The organism is Nostoc favosum CHAB5714 (assembly GCF_020829495.1).
GTDB classification, from domain to species: domain Bacteria; phylum Cyanobacteriota; class Cyanobacteriia; order Cyanobacteriales; family Nostocaceae; genus Nostoc; species Nostoc favosum.
Genome location: NZ_JAIVFQ010000052.1, coordinates 36,725 through 52,531 on the forward strand (window position 1 = coordinate 36,725; position 15,807 = coordinate 52,531).

Here is a 15,807-nt window from a genome sequence, read left to right on the forward strand (position 1 = left end):
CATTCCCCACTCCCCATTCCCCAATATTTATTCGTCAATAGTTAGGAAATAAAATGAATACAGCAGAATTATTGGTGCAGTGCCTAGAAAATGAAGGAGTGCAATATATTTTTGGACTCCCTGGCGAAGAAAATCTGCACGTTTTGGAAGCGTTAAAACATTCTTCGATTAAATTTATTACAACTCGTCATGAACAGGGTGCAGCATTCATGGCCGATGTCTACGGACGTTTGACAGGAAAAGCTGGAGTGTGTCTTTCTACTCTTGGCCCTGGGGCAACCAACTTGATGACTGGGGTAGCAGATGCTAACCTCGATGGTGCGCCTTTAGTGGCGATTACCGGTCAAGTGGGAACAGATAGAATGCATATTGAATCCCATCAATATTTAGATTTGGTGGCAATGTTTGCACCTGTTACCAAGTGGAATAAGCAGATTGTGCGACCGAGTATTACACCAGAAGTAGTACGGAAAGCATTTAAGCGATCGCAATCGGAAAAACCTGGTGCAGTTCACATCGATTTGCCAGAAAATATTGCTGCCATGCCCGTCGAAGGCAAACCTTTGCGTAAGGATAATAGCGAAAAAACCTATGCATCTTTTGCTAGCATTCGGGCAGCAGCAGCCGCAATTTGCCAAGCAGTTAACCCATTAATCTTAGTAGGAAATGGGGCAATTCGCGCTCATGCAAGTGATGCCGTAACACAATTTGCCACCTTGCTGAATATACCTGTTGCCAATACTTTCATGGGTAAAGGTGTTATTCCCTACACACATCAATTAGCTTTGTGGTCAGTGGGATTACAGCAAAGAGATTTTATTACCTGTGGCTTTGATAACACAGATTTAGTAATTGCGATCGGCTATGATTTGATTGAGTTTTCCCCCAAGAAATGGAATCGTAATGGTGAAATTCCCATTGTGCATATTGGGGTAAATCCGGCAGAAATTGATAGTAGTTATATTCCCAACGCCGAAGTCGTGGGAGATATTTCAGATTCCCTCTATGAAATTTTAAAATTAGCAGACCGACAAGGTAAACCCGATCCTTTTGCCATTAGCTTAAGGTCAGAGATTCGGGCTGATTACGAACAGTATGCCCATGATGACGGATTTCCCATCAAGCCACAAAAGTTAATTTATGACTTACGGCAAGTGATGGGGCCAGATGATATCGTCATCTCTGATGTTGGCGCACATAAGATGTGGATGGCGCGTCATTATCATTGCCATAGTCCCAATACTTGCATAATTTCCAACGGCTTCGCAGCTATGGGTATTGCCATTCCTGGCGCATTAGCAGCAAAACTCGTTCATCCTAAGCGCAAAGTCGTTGCTGTAACAGGTGATGGCGGCTTTATGATGAATTCTCAAGAATTAGAAACAGCCTTGCGTGTCGGTACACCCTTTGTCACCATAATTTTCAATGATGGTGGCTATGGGCTAATTGAGTGGAAGCAAGAAAATCAATTTGGCAAAGGAAACTCATCTTTTGTACATTTCAGTAATCCTGATTTTGTCAAATTTGCCGAAAGCATGGGTTTAAAAGGCTACCGAGTTGAATCGGCTCTAGATTTGATTCCCACTCTGAAAGAAGCCCTCGCTCAAGATGTACCCGCAGTAATAGATTGTCCCGTAGACTACCGCGAGAATCATCGCTTTAGTCAAAAAGCCGGTGAGTTAAGTTGTGCGGTGTAAAAAGTAGAGACGCGATTAATCAGTAGAGACGCGATTAATCGCGTCTGTTATTTATTCTTAACTCCTTTAGTGTTTTGGTAGGGTGCGTTAGCCTTTGGCTAACGCACCGCTTTACTTCACTTCATTTATAGAGATATTTCTTCTCCTTCTTCGCGTCCTTCTCTACGAGACGCTACGCGAATGCGTCCTTAGCGGTTCGTTAAAAAAACTACGAGTATCAAAGACTCGTTCACGAGTATCAAAGACTCGTTCACGAGTATCAAAGACTCGTTCACGAGTATCAAAGACTCGTTCACGAGTATCAAAGACTCGTTCACGAGTATCAAAGACTCGTTCACGAGTATCAAAGACTCGTTCACGAGTATCAAAGACTCATTCACGAGTATCAAAGACTCGTTCACGAGTATCAAAGACTCATTCACGAGTATCAAAGACTCGTTTACAATAAATTAGAAGTTATTGATTCTAACTCATCACTGATTTTTACTCTTAATTAATCGTCTTCTGGTTAGAATTCGTGCTTTCCTGCTTTTGGGAAATATTTTCTACTGCTTTGCATTGCCTTTTGTCAATATCTGACTTAATAATGAGTCCCTTAGTATTGAGCGCCATTTCAACTCGGTATTGACCATTCACCATATTAATAGCGGCGTAAGTTACTGTACCAAACATCATCACTCCGCAAAGTGATAAGGTAATTTGCAAAACTCCCAGTACTCGTTTCATTTTCAAAGCCCTTAATCCCTTACATTCTCATTACAACTTGGTGCTGGCTGAGAACGGAGTTGAGAAATAGTCACCGATTAGACGAGTTGTTAGTTGATTATCGGTTAAGTTCAGGATGACTATAATTTTTAGAGTGCAAGACGTTATCGCTGAATAGCTTTGCTATTTAGCTAGTAGAAAAACCTGATATACTCACAGCAGTTTCTCGATGAGGAATGATGGCGCGATCGCTCCGAGTAGCCCCAGAGTATACCGCATCCAGAAAATTACCGTTGGATTTTTGTAGACTTGCAAGACCCACGAATGCAAAGCCGAGAAGGATTGCTAAAGTACATCCTAGAATCACTGAAGATGCAAGTGCCTACACCTTGCGATTTAGATCATTTCATGGATGTAGTCAGCGAGAAATTGCATTTTCCCACAGTCATTTTATTGGATGAGATTAGTGTTGGGTTGCAACGCTGTCCAGAATTAGATGATGGCTTTTGGGAGAGTTTGCGGTCTTTGGCGACTAACCATACAGGGGGGAATCTAGCATTTGTCTTGGCTACCCCCGAATCACCGATTGAAATGGCGCGAAGCACAGGACACAGTTCACCCTTTTTCAATATTTTCGGCTACACCGCACATTTGGGAGCATTAACTGAGACAGAAGCACGGGAATTGATAGCGAGTTCACCCATTCCCTTCACTGACGAAGATGTAGAGTGGATTTTGACACAAAGTCGTTGTTGGCCACTGTTGTTACAAATTCTGTGTAGAGAAAGATTATTTAACTTAGAAGAAGGGGAGAATGATGATAATTGGCGTGAGGAAGGTTTACGACAAATGAAACCGTTTGCTCATTTATTAGATTCAAAGCTAGCAGAGTAACTATGAAAGCACACCGAATTGAAACAAAGTTAACTAAAAACGGAACCTTGATTCTTGAGGATTTACCGTTTCAGGCTGGCGAAGCCGTTGAAATTATCATTCTAGAAAGTCACACTCATCCCCAAGAAGCGAATTTGTATCCTTTGCGTGGCAAACAACCGTACCGTTATGACGATCCTTTTGAACCTGCTGTGCCTCTGGAAGATTGGGAAGTCTTGCAATGATAAATTTAAATTGTCATTGCGATCGCACCTCAGTGAAGCCAAGCAATCCCCGTTTCTGAAAATTCTAGATATTAAGTAGGCAACCATAATTAAATGTAATATGTCATTGCGAGGAGGAACGACGTTCGCGCAGCGTGTCGCAGACAAGCAATCGCAAGGTTTTGGGATTGCTTCTCTACAGACGTTTAACGAACACTTCGTACCCTACGGGTTCTCCAAAGAACTACGCAATGACAAGTCTTCGAGGACATGATTATTATTTATAATTTTTCACTGACAAATATAACAAACATTTGCTATGACTGATTTCTTATCCAAAACAAGGATTGAAAATGAGCCAGCAATATTATCTATATATAATGACGAATAACTATAATAGTGTGCTGTATACAGGAGTAACGAACAATTTACAAAGAAGAGTTTATGAACACAAAGAGAAAATGATAGAAGGATTTACTAAGAAATACAATATTAATAAATTAGTTTATTATGAGATTTTTGAAGATGCCTATACAGCCATTAGTAGAGAAAAACAGATTAAGGCAGGTTCCAGACGAAATAAAATTGATTTAGTCAATAGCATCAATCAAGAATGGAAAGATTTATACGATGCATTGTAAATTTTGCTGGTGTCAATTGCGATCGCACCAAGGTAAAGCACAGCAATCTTAGTCATTGCGATTGCTTCATTCCGCTAGCGCTGCATTCGCAATGACAGATTATGTCATTGCGAGGAGGAACGACGAAGCAATCCCAGCCTTTGCGATTTGATTGTGATCGCACCCAGGTAAAGCACAGTAATCCTAGCCTTTGCGATTGCTTCATTCCGCTAGCGCTACATTCGCAATGACATACTAAGTACACTTTGTCATTGCGAGCGGAACGTAGTGAAGCGAAGCAATCGCAATGACACAGAGTATTAAATAAGGAGTGCAAAAACGTTGACTTCACCACAACTACCCCCCAACGCCTACACCTATGCACCCCAACAGCACCCCAACTTAATCCTCGGTAGCCTGCAACTGCTTCTCTGGCTTGTCTTGCGCCCTTCAGCTTGGCGTAACCACCTCAAGCGCATTGACCCTATTTTAGACACCGACTCCTCTTTGATTATCTTGTTGAGACGAGGGCGATGGCGAAACCTTGCTCTGTGGCGGCTGCTCATCCAGAGATACTTAATCTTACCTATCCTGGCTAATGTACTGCTGGGCTTGGTGCTGCGGATGTTGAATGAACCAATCGCAAATATAGCTTTTTCGGTGGCGTTTGGCGTGGTAGGAGGCGTGGTGGGAGGCGTGGTGGGAGGCGTGGCGTTTGGCCTGGTGGGAGGCGTGGCGTTTGGCGTGGCGTTTGGCCTGGTGGGAGGCGTGGCGTTTGGCGTAACGGCGCTTGGCGTGGCGCTTTGGATGGCGAGAGGCGTGGTGTTTGGCCTGGTGGCAGGCGTGGCGTTTGGCCTGGTGGCAGGTGTGGCGTTTGGCCTGGTGGCAGGCATGGTGTTTGGCGTGCTGGCAGGCGTGCAGGCAGGCGTGCAGGTAGGCGTGCTGGTAGGCGTGCTGGCAGGCGTGCTGGTAGGCGTGGCGGTGGTAAGCAATGTTCTATCTTTTCCATTTCTCACACCCTGGAATTATCTCCTCTATAGATTAGACAAACGACGTAATGGTAAAAGCCCTTGCTTATTGCGCTATCATTCCGCCTTTTGGGATGAGTGGCAACGTTTACATCTGCCCCGCTTGGATGAGCATCTCCTCTTCGTCATCGAAAATAACCCAGTTGAAGGCAAAGCTGCTTTAGAATATCTAAGTACTAGCCCCCAACGCTGGGCGGCTCAAGCTGCACAAATTGAACTGGATGCACGCAGTTTACAAGGCTGTGCTGATGTGGAAGCTATCCGTAAAGCTCATCGCAGTCTGGTAATTGACGAACTAAGGAGTGAAATTAGCCCTCTACTACAAATCTTTAGCCGTATCAGTGAGGATGTAAATGCTGCACTCAATCAAGCAAGTGCTTATAACCAGCGTTTAGTTCTCACATCTGTTGCAGATAAATTAAATCTACACTTGCAGAACTTTTATCGTAGCAGCGACAAATACACAGCCCGTTTCTACCCCATTATCAAAAGTTGGCGTGAGATAGTCACCAACTATATAGAGGAACTGGCTAAAATTACTGAACTCCGCCAAGAAATTGACTCGCCTTATATTACTGGGAATCCCATTACACTAGAGCAAGAAATCTTCATTGGGCGCGATGATATTGGCTTACGCATTGAGCAACTACTGCGCGATCGCCGTCGCCCACCTCTGCTACTATACGGTCAGCGACGCATGGGTAAAACTTCCCTCCTCAACAACATCGGAAAGTTACTACCTAGTAACATCATCCCCATGTTTGTAGACTTGCAAGGCGCACCTTCATCAGCTAGTGACCATGCAGGTTTTCTTTACAACCTGGCTAGAGACATGGAGAAGTCAGCGAAAAAGCAAGGTTTAACTCTACCGTCCCTACCCCGCGAAGTCTTAAAATCTGACCCCTTCACCTATTTCGATGAATGGCTAGATAAAGTAGAACAAGCTCTAGAACAAAATACCGCCTTACTAGCCCTAGATGAATTCGAGGTGCTAGACAACGCCATAACCAAAGGTCGCTTTGATGAACAGGATGTTTTGGGAATGCTGCGTCTTAATGTCCAAGTAGTGCATATCTCGTACCTCAAAGAAGCGGAAGCACGACAATTAATTGAACGTCCTGTCAAAGATTTTACTCTCCGCTATGAACCTAACGCCGTTGAGCGGGTACTGCAACTCACGCGCTGTCACCCATTCTTAGTACAACTACTCTGCGCGGAAATTATTGTCCTTAAGAACGAACAAGACCCCTCTATCCGGCGATTGGCAACTTTAGGGGATGTGGAAGCAGCGATACCAGAAGCTTTGCAAAGTGGTGGCTTTTTCTTTGCTGACATTCAAAACAACCAAGTAGACGCTACTGGAAAAGATATTTTACGTTTTATCGCCGCTCAAGGGGAAGGGGCTATAGTTAGCCGCCAAACTCTATTGCAACATTTCCCTGATGCTGATATTACTTTCAACTTGCTGTTGCAACGTGAGTTAATTGAGGAAGTTGACGACGGCTATGGCTTCCAAGTAGAGTTGATTCGCCGTTGGTTTGTTTCTAAACAGAATTAATTACACAGTGTCATTGCGAATGGAGCGAAGCGGAATGAAGCAATCCAAACCTTTGCGATTGCTTCGCTCCGCTCGCAATGACAAGTATTGAGCCAGACATGATATCAAAGACTCGTTAACGGAGTTCAAAGACTCATTCACGAGTATCAAAGACTCGTTAACGGAGTTCAAAGACTTATTCACGAGTATCAAAGACTCGTTAACGGAGTTCAAAGACTTATTCACGAGTATCAAAGGCTCGTTAACGGAGTTCAAAGACTCATTCACGAGTATCAAAGACTCGTTAACGGAGTTCAAAGACTCATTCACGAGTATCAAAGACTCGTTAACGGAGTTCAAAGACTCATTCACGAGTATCAAAGACTCGTTAACGGAGTTCAAAGACTCGTTCACGAGTATCAAAGACTCGTTAACGGAGTTCAAAGACTCGTTCACGAGTATCAAAGACTCGTTAACGGAGTTCAAAGACTCGTTCACGAGTATCAAAGACTCGTTAACGGAGTTCAAAGACTCGTCGTTGAGTACAATATATTATGCCCCTACAATGATTTTGAATATTAGAAGTTAGTACAGTGGTGCGTTACACCAAAGGCTAACGCACCCTACTAAAAATAGAAGTTAGAATACACGTACATCAGGCTTAGGTGGATCTTTGTTGCTTGTGCTGGCGTAATTGCTCTACTATATAGTCTTCCAGTTCTTGCCTTTCTCTCTTACTGGCATTTCGTTGATAAGTTCTTCCTGTTTCTTGCATAAACTTGCGTTTCTCGCTTGGAGAAGATTTGAGTTTACCTCCACTGCCTTGCAGCTTTTGCTGTAATTCTTCCCAAGTCTTTTCACCCACACTTTCACCTAGTTTGACCAGTACCTTTGGTAGTAATGTTCTTGCCTCTCTTTGAAAATCCTCTTCTGTCTCAAGGGAAGCTAAATCTATATTGCTGAAATCGATATCGATTTGAAACTTACTCATAAAATTGTGTTTGTTCTTTTAACGATTATTACCACTATAGGGGGAAGATAGATTTTACTTTCCTGTCAATTCTAGTACAGCACGGCGTCAATTCAGCTACCATCTAAATTAACAAGGACAAGTTGCTCAGAGCAAATTGCTCTTGTTAGTGGTTGCAGCAAGCAACTCTGTTAAAGACCATTAACCTGCATTGGATAAAAATTCTGGTCTTGAGTGCGATCCTATCACTCCGCATCTTTCTTAAGAAGTTATTTGTTTGGGATAAAACGCAAATTATGACAATTAAATCTCACGTTTAATCAGTAAAACAAGTTTTTACAGATGATTTAAGACTGCGATATCATAAGGTTTTTAAATATAGTTAATTCCCGCACAACAAGGTTAGCAATATTAAAAATGCTATCTTAAAGGCAAAGGTCATTTACTCAATTTTTGAGGAAAAAACTATGACTACAGCGCTCATAGAGGCTAATTCTATCGAGTCATTGCTAGGTAAAGAGGCTGAAGACTTGCTTACCTACAAAGCAAAAGTTCCTACTGATTTACTACATTTGCCGGGGCCAGACTTTGTAGATCGTATCTGGCTCAACAGCGATCGCAACCCACAAGTATTACGTAATCTCCAGTTACTTTATTCTACTGGTCGTCTTGCATATACTGGGTATCTGTCTATTCTACCGGTAGACCAAGGGATTGAACACTCAGCAGGTGCGTCTTTTGCGCCCAATCCGATTTACTTTGACCCAGAAAATATTGTCAGGCTAGCGATCGCCTCAGGTTGCAATGCGGTTGCTACCACTTTGGGGACATTAGGTATCGTTTCGCGCAAGTATGCCCATAAAATCCCCTTTATTGCCAAAATCAATCACAACGAATTGCTGACTTTCCCCAATCAATTTGACCAGGTATTGTTTGCTGATGTGGAACAAGCTTGGAATTTAGGGGCGGCTGCTGTAGGTGCGACAATTTACTTTGGTTCAGAGAATTCTACCAGACAAATTCAGGAAATCAGCAAAGCTTTTAAACGCGCCCATGAACTGGGGATGGTGACTATTCTCTGGTGCTATCTGCGAAATAACGCTTTTAAACAAGATAAAGATTACCACCTTGCGGCTGACCTCACCGGACAGGCGAATCATTTGGGTGTGACGATTGAAGCCGACATTATTAAACAAAAGTTACCAGAAAATAACAATGGTTACGGTGCAATTGCCAAAGCGACTGGTAAGAGTTACGGCAAAACTGATGAGCGGGTTTATACAGAGTTGACAACTGACCACCCAATTGATTTAACTCGTTACCAGGTGCTGAATTGCTACTCTGGGCGTGTGGGGCTGATTAATTCTGGTGGCGCGACTGGTAAAAATGACTTCGCAGAAGCAGTTCGCACGGCTGTAATTAATAAACGGGCTGGTGGTTCAGGATTAATTTCTGGGCGAAAGACCTTTCAACGTCCCTTTGAGGAAGGTGTAAAACTGTTTCATGCCATTCAGGATGTTTATTTGTCGCCAGATGTGACGATAGCTTAGGGAGTGGGGAGTGGGGAGTGGGGAGTGGGGAGTGGGGAGTGGGGAGTGGGGAGTTAGAAGTTAGGAGTTAGGAGTTATAACAATTCTTTCCCCAATGCCCAATACTTCGACTTCGCTCAGTACAAGTGCCCCATGCCCTATGCCCCATTTTTATCTAACGTTTCTCAGTAAGAAATCTGGCTGACCACAACTTTTTTGCGATCGCTTCAAAATCTCGGCGCTACAAATACCAGGTTCACCGTTTTTGGAATAACAAAAGAAGACTTCTTGCAAAAATCTTCCTGAACCAGAACAAAAAGGTGCTATACCATCAGGAGTCATTTTATTATTAGCACTCACAAATGAATTTTTAAAATTTGTAATTGTGGTACGCAAGGGTTTCGCAGGACGATTATAAGCTGCGGGAATAGCGATCGCATCTTTTAATTTTTTACTCAATGTCAAGTATTCCGCAGGAGTTTTCCCTGAACAAGTACCATGTTTTTCCCATTCATGCTCGTAAAGTTTATTGCTAGGAAACAAATTGGGAAACCGCCGCTTTACTTCCGACGGTAATTTTTGCGTGGAACAATTAGCAGGATAACCAGCTTGGTACTGTGGCCACAAACCATGTAGTACAAAACCAAGTTTTTTTCCAGAACCACACTGCTGCTGGTCACGAGTGCCATTTGTAGCACAATAATCCGGCGACCAAGAGAGTGTCAGTACATAAAAATCAAATTTACCCGGAGTACCGCGATTTTGAGCAATAGCAGCATTAGGTATAAAAAGACTAGTAATTAACAGAGAAGTTGCGATGAAAAGTTTCTTGAACTGCATATAAATAGTTAGTTGCCTTAAAACTAAAGTTATATACAGTACATTGTTAAGAGTCAAGGATCAAGAATCAAACCGCAACGCGAGAGTCATTAGTCATTAGTCATTAGTTATTAGTCAAGAGTTACTTTCCTCTGCCTCCCCTGCTCCCCCTGCTCCCCCTGCTCCCCCTGCTCCCCCTGCTCCCTCATCTCCCCACTCCCTATTCCCCAATCCCCAAGCAATTCAGAAAAGCAAATCTTGGTAGAGATTCTGGGATATCCTTAGATTAGTGAAAGATTTGCCAAAAATAGTAAGAATGAAGCTGGCAGCAAGAGTAAGTCAGGTAACACCTTCATTAACCTTAGCGATCGCAGCCAAGGCTAAGGCACTGAAGGCAGAGGGAATAGATGTTTGTAGTTTTAGCGCTGGAGAACCAGATTTTGATACCCCAGCGCATATTAAAGCCGCAGCAGTAAAAGCTTTGGATGAAGGCAAAACCAAGTATGGTGCAGCAGCCGGAGAACCAAAGTTAAGGGAAGCGATCGCCCATAAGCTTAAAATTGATAACGGTCTTGATTACAAGTCTGAGAATGTCATCGTCACCAATGGCGGTAAGCATTCTCTGTACAACTTGATGGTGGCGTTAATCGATTCAGGTGATGAGGTAATTATCCCTGCACCCTACTGGTTAAGTTATCCCGAAATGGTGACTTTGGTCGGTGGAGTCTCGGTAATTGTGTCCACAGATGCAACGACGGGTTATAAAATTACTCCCGAACAACTCCGTAAAGCAATCACGCCGAGGACAAAGTTATTTATCCTCAACTCTCCATCTAATCCTACAGGAATGGTTTACACGCCAGATGAAATCAAAGCACTGGCGCAGGTAGTAGTTGATGCAGATATCTTTGTTGTCTCTGATGAGATTTACGAAAAGATTCTCTACGACGGTGCAGAACATATCAGCATCGGTTCTCTTGGGAAGGAAATTTTTGACCGCACTTTGATTAGTAATGGGTTTGCGAAGGCTTATTCCATGACTGGGTGGAGACTTGGTTATTTAGCAGGGCCTGTGGAAATCATTAAAGCAGCGAGTACCATCCAAGGACATAGTACATCTAACGTGTGTACCTTTGCCCAATATGGTGCGATCGCGGCTCTACAAAGTTCTCAAGATTGTGTCGAAGAAATGCGCCAAGCCTTCACCAAACGCCGACAGGTAATGCTAGACAGACTCAACGCCATTCCCGGATTGAGTACCGCCTCACCAGATGGCGCTTTTTATCTGTTTCCTGATATCAGCAAAACCGGTCTAAAATCCCTAGAATTTTGTGACGCTTTGTTGGAAGAACATCAAGTTGCAGTCATTCCCGGAATTGCTTTTGGCGCTGATGACAACATTCGCCTTTCCTACGCCACAGATATGGCGACGATTGAAAAGGGAATGGATAGATTGGAGAAATTTGTCAAGTCGCGTATTTAGTTAGTTGTCAGTTGTCAGTTGTCATTTGTCATTTGTGAGGAGAATTTACCAACTTTCCAACTTCTTAACTCCACCTTTTCGACTCAGAACGGGTGGAGTTCATTTTTAAACCTGAAGTTCCGAGTTCTGAAGCTCAAGTTCCGAGTTCTGAAGCTCAAGTTCCGAGTTCCAAGCTTGAAGTTTCATGTTCCGAAGCTCAAGTTCCGAGTTCTAAGCTTGAAGTTTCGAGTTCCAAGCTTGAAGTTTCGAGTTCTGAAGCTCAAGTTTCGAGTTCCAAGCTTGAAGTTTCATGTTCCGAAGCTCAAGTTCCGAGTTCTAAGCTTGAAGTTTCAGATGAATGGTGGGAGCAAAAACGTCAAAAGGGTTTTGGGCTTAGTTAATCTCAATTAATTCCAGCACCATCAAGCTGAATTTTGCATCAAAGGGTATGGTTGAATCAAAATCTGTACCGGAATCCCCAATTGTTGATGCAAACCCCGAATCATCTCTAAGGTTAGCGCCTGCTTGCGATGCAAAATGTCGGCAATTTCTGCTTTACTGCCAATAACAGGCTCTAATTCATCTACAGACAATCCACGAGATTCGAGATAATATAAGATTGCTTCAATAGGATCTGGTGCTTCGATTGGGTAATGCCTTTGCTCGTATGCTTCCACCAGCGTAGTTAAAACTTCCAATCGGTCAGACTCTGGTGTATTTAGTTCTGTATCAAACAATCTTTCAATTTCATCAAGTGCAGCATGATAATCAGCTTCGGTGCGGATTGGACGGGTTTCAAGCATAGGTATTACTGTCTCAAATACTTGTTGCATCTACGTTATCGTATTCTTTATGTGTTCCAAGAAAACGAATAAAAATAATTCTAATATCATAACGAACGTGAACAATTAAGCGGTAATCATTACCTTTGATATTAAAAACAACACGATTATTAGCAATAATACTGGCATTGCGATAAGTGCTTTTGATATTTGCCGGACTACCCCATTCTGCGCGAGATGCTTCATCAAACCAAGCCTTTAATGGCTGTTCGGCATCGGGATATACTTCCCAAAACTTTTGTAACGTGCTGCGGGCAATGATTCGCATAATGAGATAATTACAGCGTTACGATACATAAATATAGCAGTCCTATTTGATTCGTGAAAAATATAAAATTTGAAAACGAACCGCAAAGTATTGGCTTTGGGCGCAAAGGGAAGAAAGAAGAAAGAGATATATAATTTTCACAAATGATTTAGGACTGCTATATACTTGAAACCTTTACCAATGATAAATGACAACTGAACGTCACCGTCCGCCGATACTTAAACCAAATGAATTTTACACATTCCGCAGCTATTTCCAAATGAAATTTGCTCCCGCCGATATTTTGCGGGAATTAGGAGTAACTTTAACTAAAACAACAATCAATTTACCTGTCGCTGCTTCAGAATTATTGACTCGACTACCAGATTTACACCAACGCCTAGAAGAAGCGATCGCTCGTGTTAGTCTAACTAGTGAAGCAGCTAGACGCGAGGTACTAATCGCCCCCATTTTATTAGAAGTAGCCCACATCACAAAAGCAATAGTTAATATTGAGTACCCAATTGAAGTTAACCAGTATCTCAGAGGTGACTTAGACTACTATCTTCAGTCAGAACACAATATTTTAGTGGTAGAAGCAAAACAGGCAGACTTAACACGGGGATTTACCCAGTTAGCGACGGAGTTGATTGCCTTAGATACGTGGGTAGAATCAGATGAGCCAATCTTGTATGGTGCTGTGACTACTGGAGATATTTGGCAGTTTGGTAGTTTTGATCGCCAAGAACAAAAAGTGAGTCAAGATTTAATGTTGTATCGAGTGCCAACTGATTTGGAAATCTTGATGCAGATTTTAGTAGGAATTTTGATGCAAGGCTAAACAAATGTAACGCCTCAAGTATCTACTTCTGAAGTTGGTTGATGATTTCCAGCGCTTTTTGGGACTCCTCTATTTTTCCTTGTTGCTTAAAGATATCTGCGGCTTGCTGTAAGTCAGTAATTGCCCCCTTTTTATCTCCCAATTGGGCGCGGGCATTTCCCCGGTTGTAGTAGGCATTGGCATCGTTGGGATCAATCCGCAAAACTTGGTTGTAATCTTCGATTGCCCCCTTTTTATCTCCCAATTGGGCACGGGCAACACCCCGGTTGTAGTAAGTTTCGGCAAAGTTGGGATTAATCCGCAAAGCTTGGTTGTAATCTTCGATTGCCCCCTTTTTATCTCCCAATTGGGCGCGGGCAATACCCCGGTTGCTGTAGGCTAGGGCAAAGTTGGGATTAATCCGCAAAGCTTGGTTGTAATCTTCGATTGCCTCCTTGTTATCTCCCAAATCAGCGCGGGCATTTCCCCGGTTGTAGTAGGCTGGGGCAAAGTTGGGATTAATCCGCAAAGCTTGGTTGTAATCTTCGATTGCCCCCTTTTTATCTCCCAATTGGGCGCGGGCAATACCCCGGTTGCTGTAGGTATCGGCATCGTTGGGATTAATCCGCAAAGCTTGGTTGAAATCTTCGATTGCCCCCTTGTTATCTCCCAATCCAATGCGTGCAACACCCCGGTTGCTGTAGGCTGGGGCAAAGTTGGGATTGAGGCGAATTGCTTCAGTATAAGCTGCGATCGCGCCTTGCAAATCTCCTTTCTTTTGCTTATCCAAACCCTGATTATAGAAGTCTTCAGCCGTGAGTGTTGCAACTTTGGGAGCATCAGTTATACGAATTCTCAAGAAATTTATGTCGCTAGCATAACTGGGCTGATTGATGGTTGCAGTAGTGCTAAATGTAGTTAAGGTTGCTATAGCGAAGGTTTTTGCAACCCCTATCGACAATTGAGGAAACAATAATTTTCTTATAAATAACATAAAAAATAAATGTTATTGTCGAGTGTTTATAGAAAATAATACAGGCTTACTAAGGAACTTTACGGCGATTTGTTTCTAAGCACCACAATATGTAAGATACTGCATTACGCTAGTGAACATTTTTTTAATTGTAAGTCTTTTAACCTGATGTTCAGGGTTCTCAGCCTTATGTTTTCTGTCCCAAGCTCGAAGTTCCGAGTTCCAAGCTCGAAGTTCCGAGTTCCAAGCTAGTAGTTCCGAGTTCTAAGCTCGAAGTTCCGAGTTCCAAGCTCGAAGTTCCGAGTTCCAAGCTCGAAGTTCCGAGTTCCAAGCTCGAAGTTCCGAGTTCCAAGCTCGAAGTTCCGAGTTCCAAGCTCGAAGTTCCGAGTTCCAAGCTAGTAGTTCCGAGTTCCAAGCTAGTAGTTCCGAGTTCCAAGCTCGAAGTTCCGAGTTCCAAGCTCGAAGTTCCGAGTTCCAAGCTCGAAGTTCCGAGTTCCAAGCTAGTAGTTCCGAGTTCCAAGCTAGTAGTTCCGAGTTCTAAGCTCGAAGTTCCGAGTTCCAAGCTCGAAGTTCCGAGTTCCAAGCTCGAAGTTCCGAGTTCCAAGCTCGAAGTTCCGAGTTCCAAGCTAGTAGTTCCGAGTTCTAAGCTCGAAGTTCCGCGCATTCACACGAATAATCGTTCCACAGTGCAAACAAAATTTGGTAACAGAGGTGAAGATAAGTCATCTGTTGCAAATAATGTTGCCACTAATTTCAGAACTGCTTTTTCTCGGCGGTATACTTCAATCTGTTGTAATTGCCAGTTTAAAATCCAATATTCTTGAACTCCTCTGGAAGCATATAATTTTAGCTTGACTTCCCTGTCTCGTCGCTCGTTCTGCGTCCCAGGAGAAAGTACTTCTACAACTAGTTCTGGCGCTCCCGTTAAATGCCCTTCATCATCAAGTAAGATAGCAAGACGTTCTTTGCTTACCCAAACCACGTCAGGAATTACATTATCTGCATCAGTAAAAATAATTCCTGGTGTTGGGACAGCCTCACCAAGACCTGTTGAGAGTGACCAAGTTCTTAATTCTGCATAAATATTACCAGTAGCTTTTTGATGTCCCCAATGCGGTGCCCTGGTCACAAATAATTCCCCATCGATAATTTCGTAGCGATTACCGTTATCTGGCAATAACTCTAAATCCGCACTTGTCCAGCGTATCCGTTCATCAATGGTTTGGCTCATACGAACCCCTGAAATATTGATACTAATATCCTAATGTCATTTTGCTTGGGGCATTGGGCATAGGGCATGGGGCATAGGGCATGGGGCATTGGTTATTAATTTTTCTCCCCCTGCTCCCTCATCTCCCCCTGCTCCCTCATCTCCCCCTGCTCCCTCATCTCCCCCTGCTCCCTCATCTCCCCCTGCTCCCTCATCTCCCCCTGCTCCCTCATCTCCCCCTGCTCCCTCAT

21 protein-coding genes are annotated in these 15,807 nt (G+C 43.2%); 9 read left to right on the forward strand and 12 right to left on the reverse strand.

Translation table 11 applies throughout. The annotated features are described in order from the left end of the window. Positions 1 to 53 precede the first annotated feature (53 nt). Positions 54 to 1,697, forward strand: coding sequence for an acetolactate synthase large subunit (locus LC586_RS25850; protein ID WP_229488092.1), 1,644 nt, complete (start codon positions 54 to 56; stop codon positions 1,695 to 1,697). Positions 1,698 to 1,885: 188 nt separating this feature from the next. Here the strand turns inward: LC586_RS25850 and LC586_RS25855 are convergent, their stop codons facing one another. The 3 genes from LC586_RS25855 to LC586_RS40825 form a co-directional block, all read right to left on the reverse strand. After that, a complete protein-coding gene (locus LC586_RS25855) occupies positions 1,886 to 2,119 on the reverse strand; it encodes a hypothetical protein (protein WP_229488093.1) in 234 nt (77 codons plus the stop codon). Positions 2,120 to 2,186: 67 nt separating this feature from the next. Then, a complete protein-coding gene (locus tag LC586_RS25860; protein ID WP_229488094.1) occupies positions 2,187 to 2,423 on the reverse strand; it encodes a hypothetical protein in 237 nt (78 codons plus the stop codon). Positions 2,424 to 2,589: 166 nt separating this feature from the next. Further along, positions 2,590 to 2,724, reverse strand: coding sequence for a hypothetical protein (locus tag LC586_RS40825; RefSeq protein WP_267921728.1), 135 nt, complete (start codon positions 2,722 to 2,724; stop codon positions 2,590 to 2,592). Positions 2,725 to 2,726: 2 nt separating this feature from the next. On the opposite strand from LC586_RS40825, the gene LC586_RS25865 reads away from it, so the two are divergent. The 4 genes from LC586_RS25865 to LC586_RS25880 all read left to right on the forward strand — a co-directional run bounded on the left by LC586_RS25865 (position 2,727) and on the right by LC586_RS25880 (position 6,705). Continuing rightward, on the forward strand, positions 2,727 to 3,296 hold the full coding sequence (locus LC586_RS25865) for a hypothetical protein (RefSeq protein WP_229488095.1): 570 nt from the start codon (positions 2,727 to 2,729) through the stop codon (positions 3,294 to 3,296). 2 nt (positions 3,297 to 3,298) lie between these two features. Beyond that, positions 3,299 to 3,520, forward strand: a complete 222-nt coding sequence (locus LC586_RS25870) for a hypothetical protein (protein ID WP_229456196.1) — start codon at positions 3,299 to 3,301, stop codon at positions 3,518 to 3,520. A 332-nt stretch (positions 3,521 to 3,852) separates the two neighbouring features. Then, positions 3,853 to 4,140 carry a GIY-YIG nuclease family protein gene (locus LC586_RS25875; protein ID WP_229488096.1) on the forward strand — a complete coding sequence of 96 codons (288 nt, stop codon included), beginning with the start codon at positions 3,853 to 3,855 and terminating at the stop codon, positions 4,138 to 4,140. Positions 4,141 to 4,461: 321 nt separating this feature from the next. Beyond that, positions 4,462 to 6,705 carry an ATP-binding protein gene (locus LC586_RS25880; RefSeq protein WP_229488097.1) on the forward strand — a complete coding sequence of 748 codons (2,244 nt, stop codon included), beginning with the start codon at positions 4,462 to 4,464 and terminating at the stop codon, positions 6,703 to 6,705. Here LC586_RS25880 and LC586_RS25885 read toward each other — a convergent pair whose 3' ends face one another. Together LC586_RS25885 and LC586_RS25890 are read right to left on the reverse strand one after the other, a co-directional pair. After that, positions 6,706 to 7,212 carry a hypothetical protein gene (locus LC586_RS25885; RefSeq protein ID WP_229488098.1) on the reverse strand — a complete coding sequence of 169 codons (507 nt, stop codon included), beginning with the start codon at positions 7,210 to 7,212 and terminating at the stop codon, positions 6,706 to 6,708. It abuts the gene before it with no gap. Between the two features lie 133 nt (positions 7,213 to 7,345). Further along, a complete protein-coding gene (locus tag LC586_RS25890) occupies positions 7,346 to 7,675 on the reverse strand; it encodes a hypothetical protein (protein ID WP_229488099.1) in 330 nt (109 codons plus the stop codon). Positions 7,676 to 8,121: 446 nt separating this feature from the next. On the opposite strand from LC586_RS25890, the gene LC586_RS25895 reads away from it, so the two are divergent. Beyond that, positions 8,122 to 9,204, forward strand: coding sequence for a class I fructose-bisphosphate aldolase (locus LC586_RS25895; RefSeq protein ID WP_229488100.1), 1,083 nt, complete (start codon positions 8,122 to 8,124; stop codon positions 9,202 to 9,204). Positions 9,205 to 9,354: 150 nt separating this feature from the next. Here the strand turns inward: LC586_RS25895 and LC586_RS25900 are convergent, their stop codons facing one another. Further along, entirely contained in the window at positions 9,355 to 10,023 is a 669-nt protein-coding gene (locus LC586_RS25900) for a ribonuclease T2 family protein (RefSeq protein WP_229488101.1), read from the reverse strand. A 295-nt stretch (positions 10,024 to 10,318) separates the two neighbouring features. On the opposite strand from LC586_RS25900, the gene LC586_RS25905 reads away from it, so the two are divergent. Together LC586_RS25905 and LC586_RS25910 are read left to right on the forward strand one after the other, a co-directional pair. Next, positions 10,319 to 11,485, forward strand: coding sequence for a pyridoxal phosphate-dependent aminotransferase (locus tag LC586_RS25905; RefSeq protein ID WP_229488102.1), 1,167 nt, complete (start codon positions 10,319 to 10,321; stop codon positions 11,483 to 11,485). A gap of 92 nt (positions 11,486 to 11,577) precedes the next feature. Next, positions 11,578 to 11,865: a hypothetical protein gene (locus tag LC586_RS25910; RefSeq protein WP_229488103.1), complete on the forward strand. Its 288-nt coding sequence runs from the start codon at positions 11,578 to 11,580 to the stop codon at positions 11,863 to 11,865. Positions 11,866 to 11,886: 21 nt separating this feature from the next. Here LC586_RS25910 and LC586_RS25915 read toward each other — a convergent pair whose 3' ends face one another. Next, entirely contained in the window at positions 11,887 to 12,267 is a 381-nt protein-coding gene (locus tag LC586_RS25915; RefSeq protein WP_229488104.1) for a helix-turn-helix domain-containing protein, read from the reverse strand. 13 nt (positions 12,268 to 12,280) lie between these two features. Beyond that, complete coding sequence (locus tag LC586_RS25920; protein WP_229488105.1) at positions 12,281 to 12,574, reverse strand: type II toxin-antitoxin system HigB family toxin; 294 nt, start codon at positions 12,572 to 12,574, stop codon at positions 12,281 to 12,283. A gap of 187 nt (positions 12,575 to 12,761) precedes the next feature. Here LC586_RS25920 and LC586_RS25925 point away from each other — a divergent pair, with 187 nt between their 5' ends. Further along, positions 12,762 to 13,394 carry a hypothetical protein gene (locus tag LC586_RS25925; protein ID WP_229488106.1) on the forward strand — a complete coding sequence of 211 codons (633 nt, stop codon included), beginning with the start codon at positions 12,762 to 12,764 and terminating at the stop codon, positions 13,392 to 13,394. A 22-nt stretch (positions 13,395 to 13,416) separates the two neighbouring features. Here LC586_RS25925 and LC586_RS25930 read toward each other — a convergent pair whose 3' ends face one another. The 4 genes from LC586_RS25930 to LC586_RS25945 all read right to left on the reverse strand — a co-directional run. After that, a complete protein-coding gene (locus LC586_RS25930; protein WP_229488107.1) occupies positions 13,417 to 14,367 on the reverse strand; it encodes a tetratricopeptide repeat protein in 951 nt (316 codons plus the stop codon). 166 nt (positions 14,368 to 14,533) lie between these two features. Continuing rightward, a complete protein-coding gene (locus tag LC586_RS25935) occupies positions 14,534 to 15,010 on the reverse strand; it encodes a hypothetical protein (protein WP_229488108.1) in 477 nt (158 codons plus the stop codon). Next, a complete protein-coding gene (locus LC586_RS25940) occupies positions 15,011 to 15,577 on the reverse strand; it encodes a Uma2 family endonuclease (RefSeq protein WP_229488109.1) in 567 nt (188 codons plus the stop codon). Positions 15,578 to 15,613: 36 nt separating this feature from the next. Continuing rightward, the coding region (locus tag LC586_RS25945; protein ID WP_229488110.1) for a hypothetical protein at positions 15,614 to 15,807 on the reverse strand (194 nt) is incomplete at its 5' end.

Excerpts from the sequence above, each read along its gene's own strand:
- LC586_RS25865 (WP_229488095.1), top strand. The coding sequence starts at position 2,727 with ATGCAAAGCCGAGAAGGATTGCTAAAGTACATCCTAGAATCACTGAAG.
- LC586_RS25920 (WP_229488105.1), bottom strand. The coding sequence starts at position 12,574 with ATGCGAATCATTGCCCGCAGCACGTTACAAAAGTTTTGGGAAGTATAT.
- LC586_RS25870 (WP_229456196.1), top strand. The coding sequence starts at position 3,299 with ATGAAAGCACACCGAATTGAAACAAAGTTAACTAAAAACGGAACCTTG.
- LC586_RS25940 (WP_229488109.1), bottom strand. The coding sequence starts at position 15,577 with ATGAGCCAAACCATTGATGAACGGATACGCTGGACAAGTGCGGATTTA.
- LC586_RS25895 (WP_229488100.1), top strand. The coding sequence starts at position 8,122 with ATGACTACAGCGCTCATAGAGGCTAATTCTATCGAGTCATTGCTAGGT.
- LC586_RS25930 (WP_229488107.1), bottom strand. The coding sequence starts at position 14,367 with ATGTTATTTATAAGAAAATTATTGTTTCCTCAATTGTCGATAGGGGTT.
- LC586_RS25875 (WP_229488096.1), top strand. The coding sequence starts at position 3,853 with ATGAGCCAGCAATATTATCTATATATAATGACGAATAACTATAATAGT.
- LC586_RS25890 (WP_229488099.1), bottom strand. The coding sequence starts at position 7,675 with ATGAGTAAGTTTCAAATCGATATCGATTTCAGCAATATAGATTTAGCT.
- LC586_RS25860 (WP_229488094.1), bottom strand. The coding sequence starts at position 2,423 with ATGAAACGAGTACTGGGAGTTTTGCAAATTACCTTATCACTTTGCGGA.
- LC586_RS25905 (WP_229488102.1), top strand. The coding sequence starts at position 10,319 with ATGAAGCTGGCAGCAAGAGTAAGTCAGGTAACACCTTCATTAACCTTA.
- LC586_RS25850 (WP_229488092.1), top strand. The coding sequence starts at position 54 with ATGAATACAGCAGAATTATTGGTGCAGTGCCTAGAAAATGAAGGAGTG.
- LC586_RS25915 (WP_229488104.1), bottom strand. The coding sequence starts at position 12,267 with ATGCTTGAAACCCGTCCAATCCGCACCGAAGCTGATTATCATGCTGCA.
- LC586_RS25925 (WP_229488106.1), top strand. The coding sequence starts at position 12,762 with ATGACAACTGAACGTCACCGTCCGCCGATACTTAAACCAAATGAATTT.
- LC586_RS25900 (WP_229488101.1), bottom strand. The coding sequence starts at position 10,023 with ATGCAGTTCAAGAAACTTTTCATCGCAACTTCTCTGTTAATTACTAGT.
- LC586_RS25935 (WP_229488108.1), bottom strand. The coding sequence starts at position 15,010 with ATGCGCGGAACTTCGAGCTTAGAACTCGGAACTACTAGCTTGGAACTC.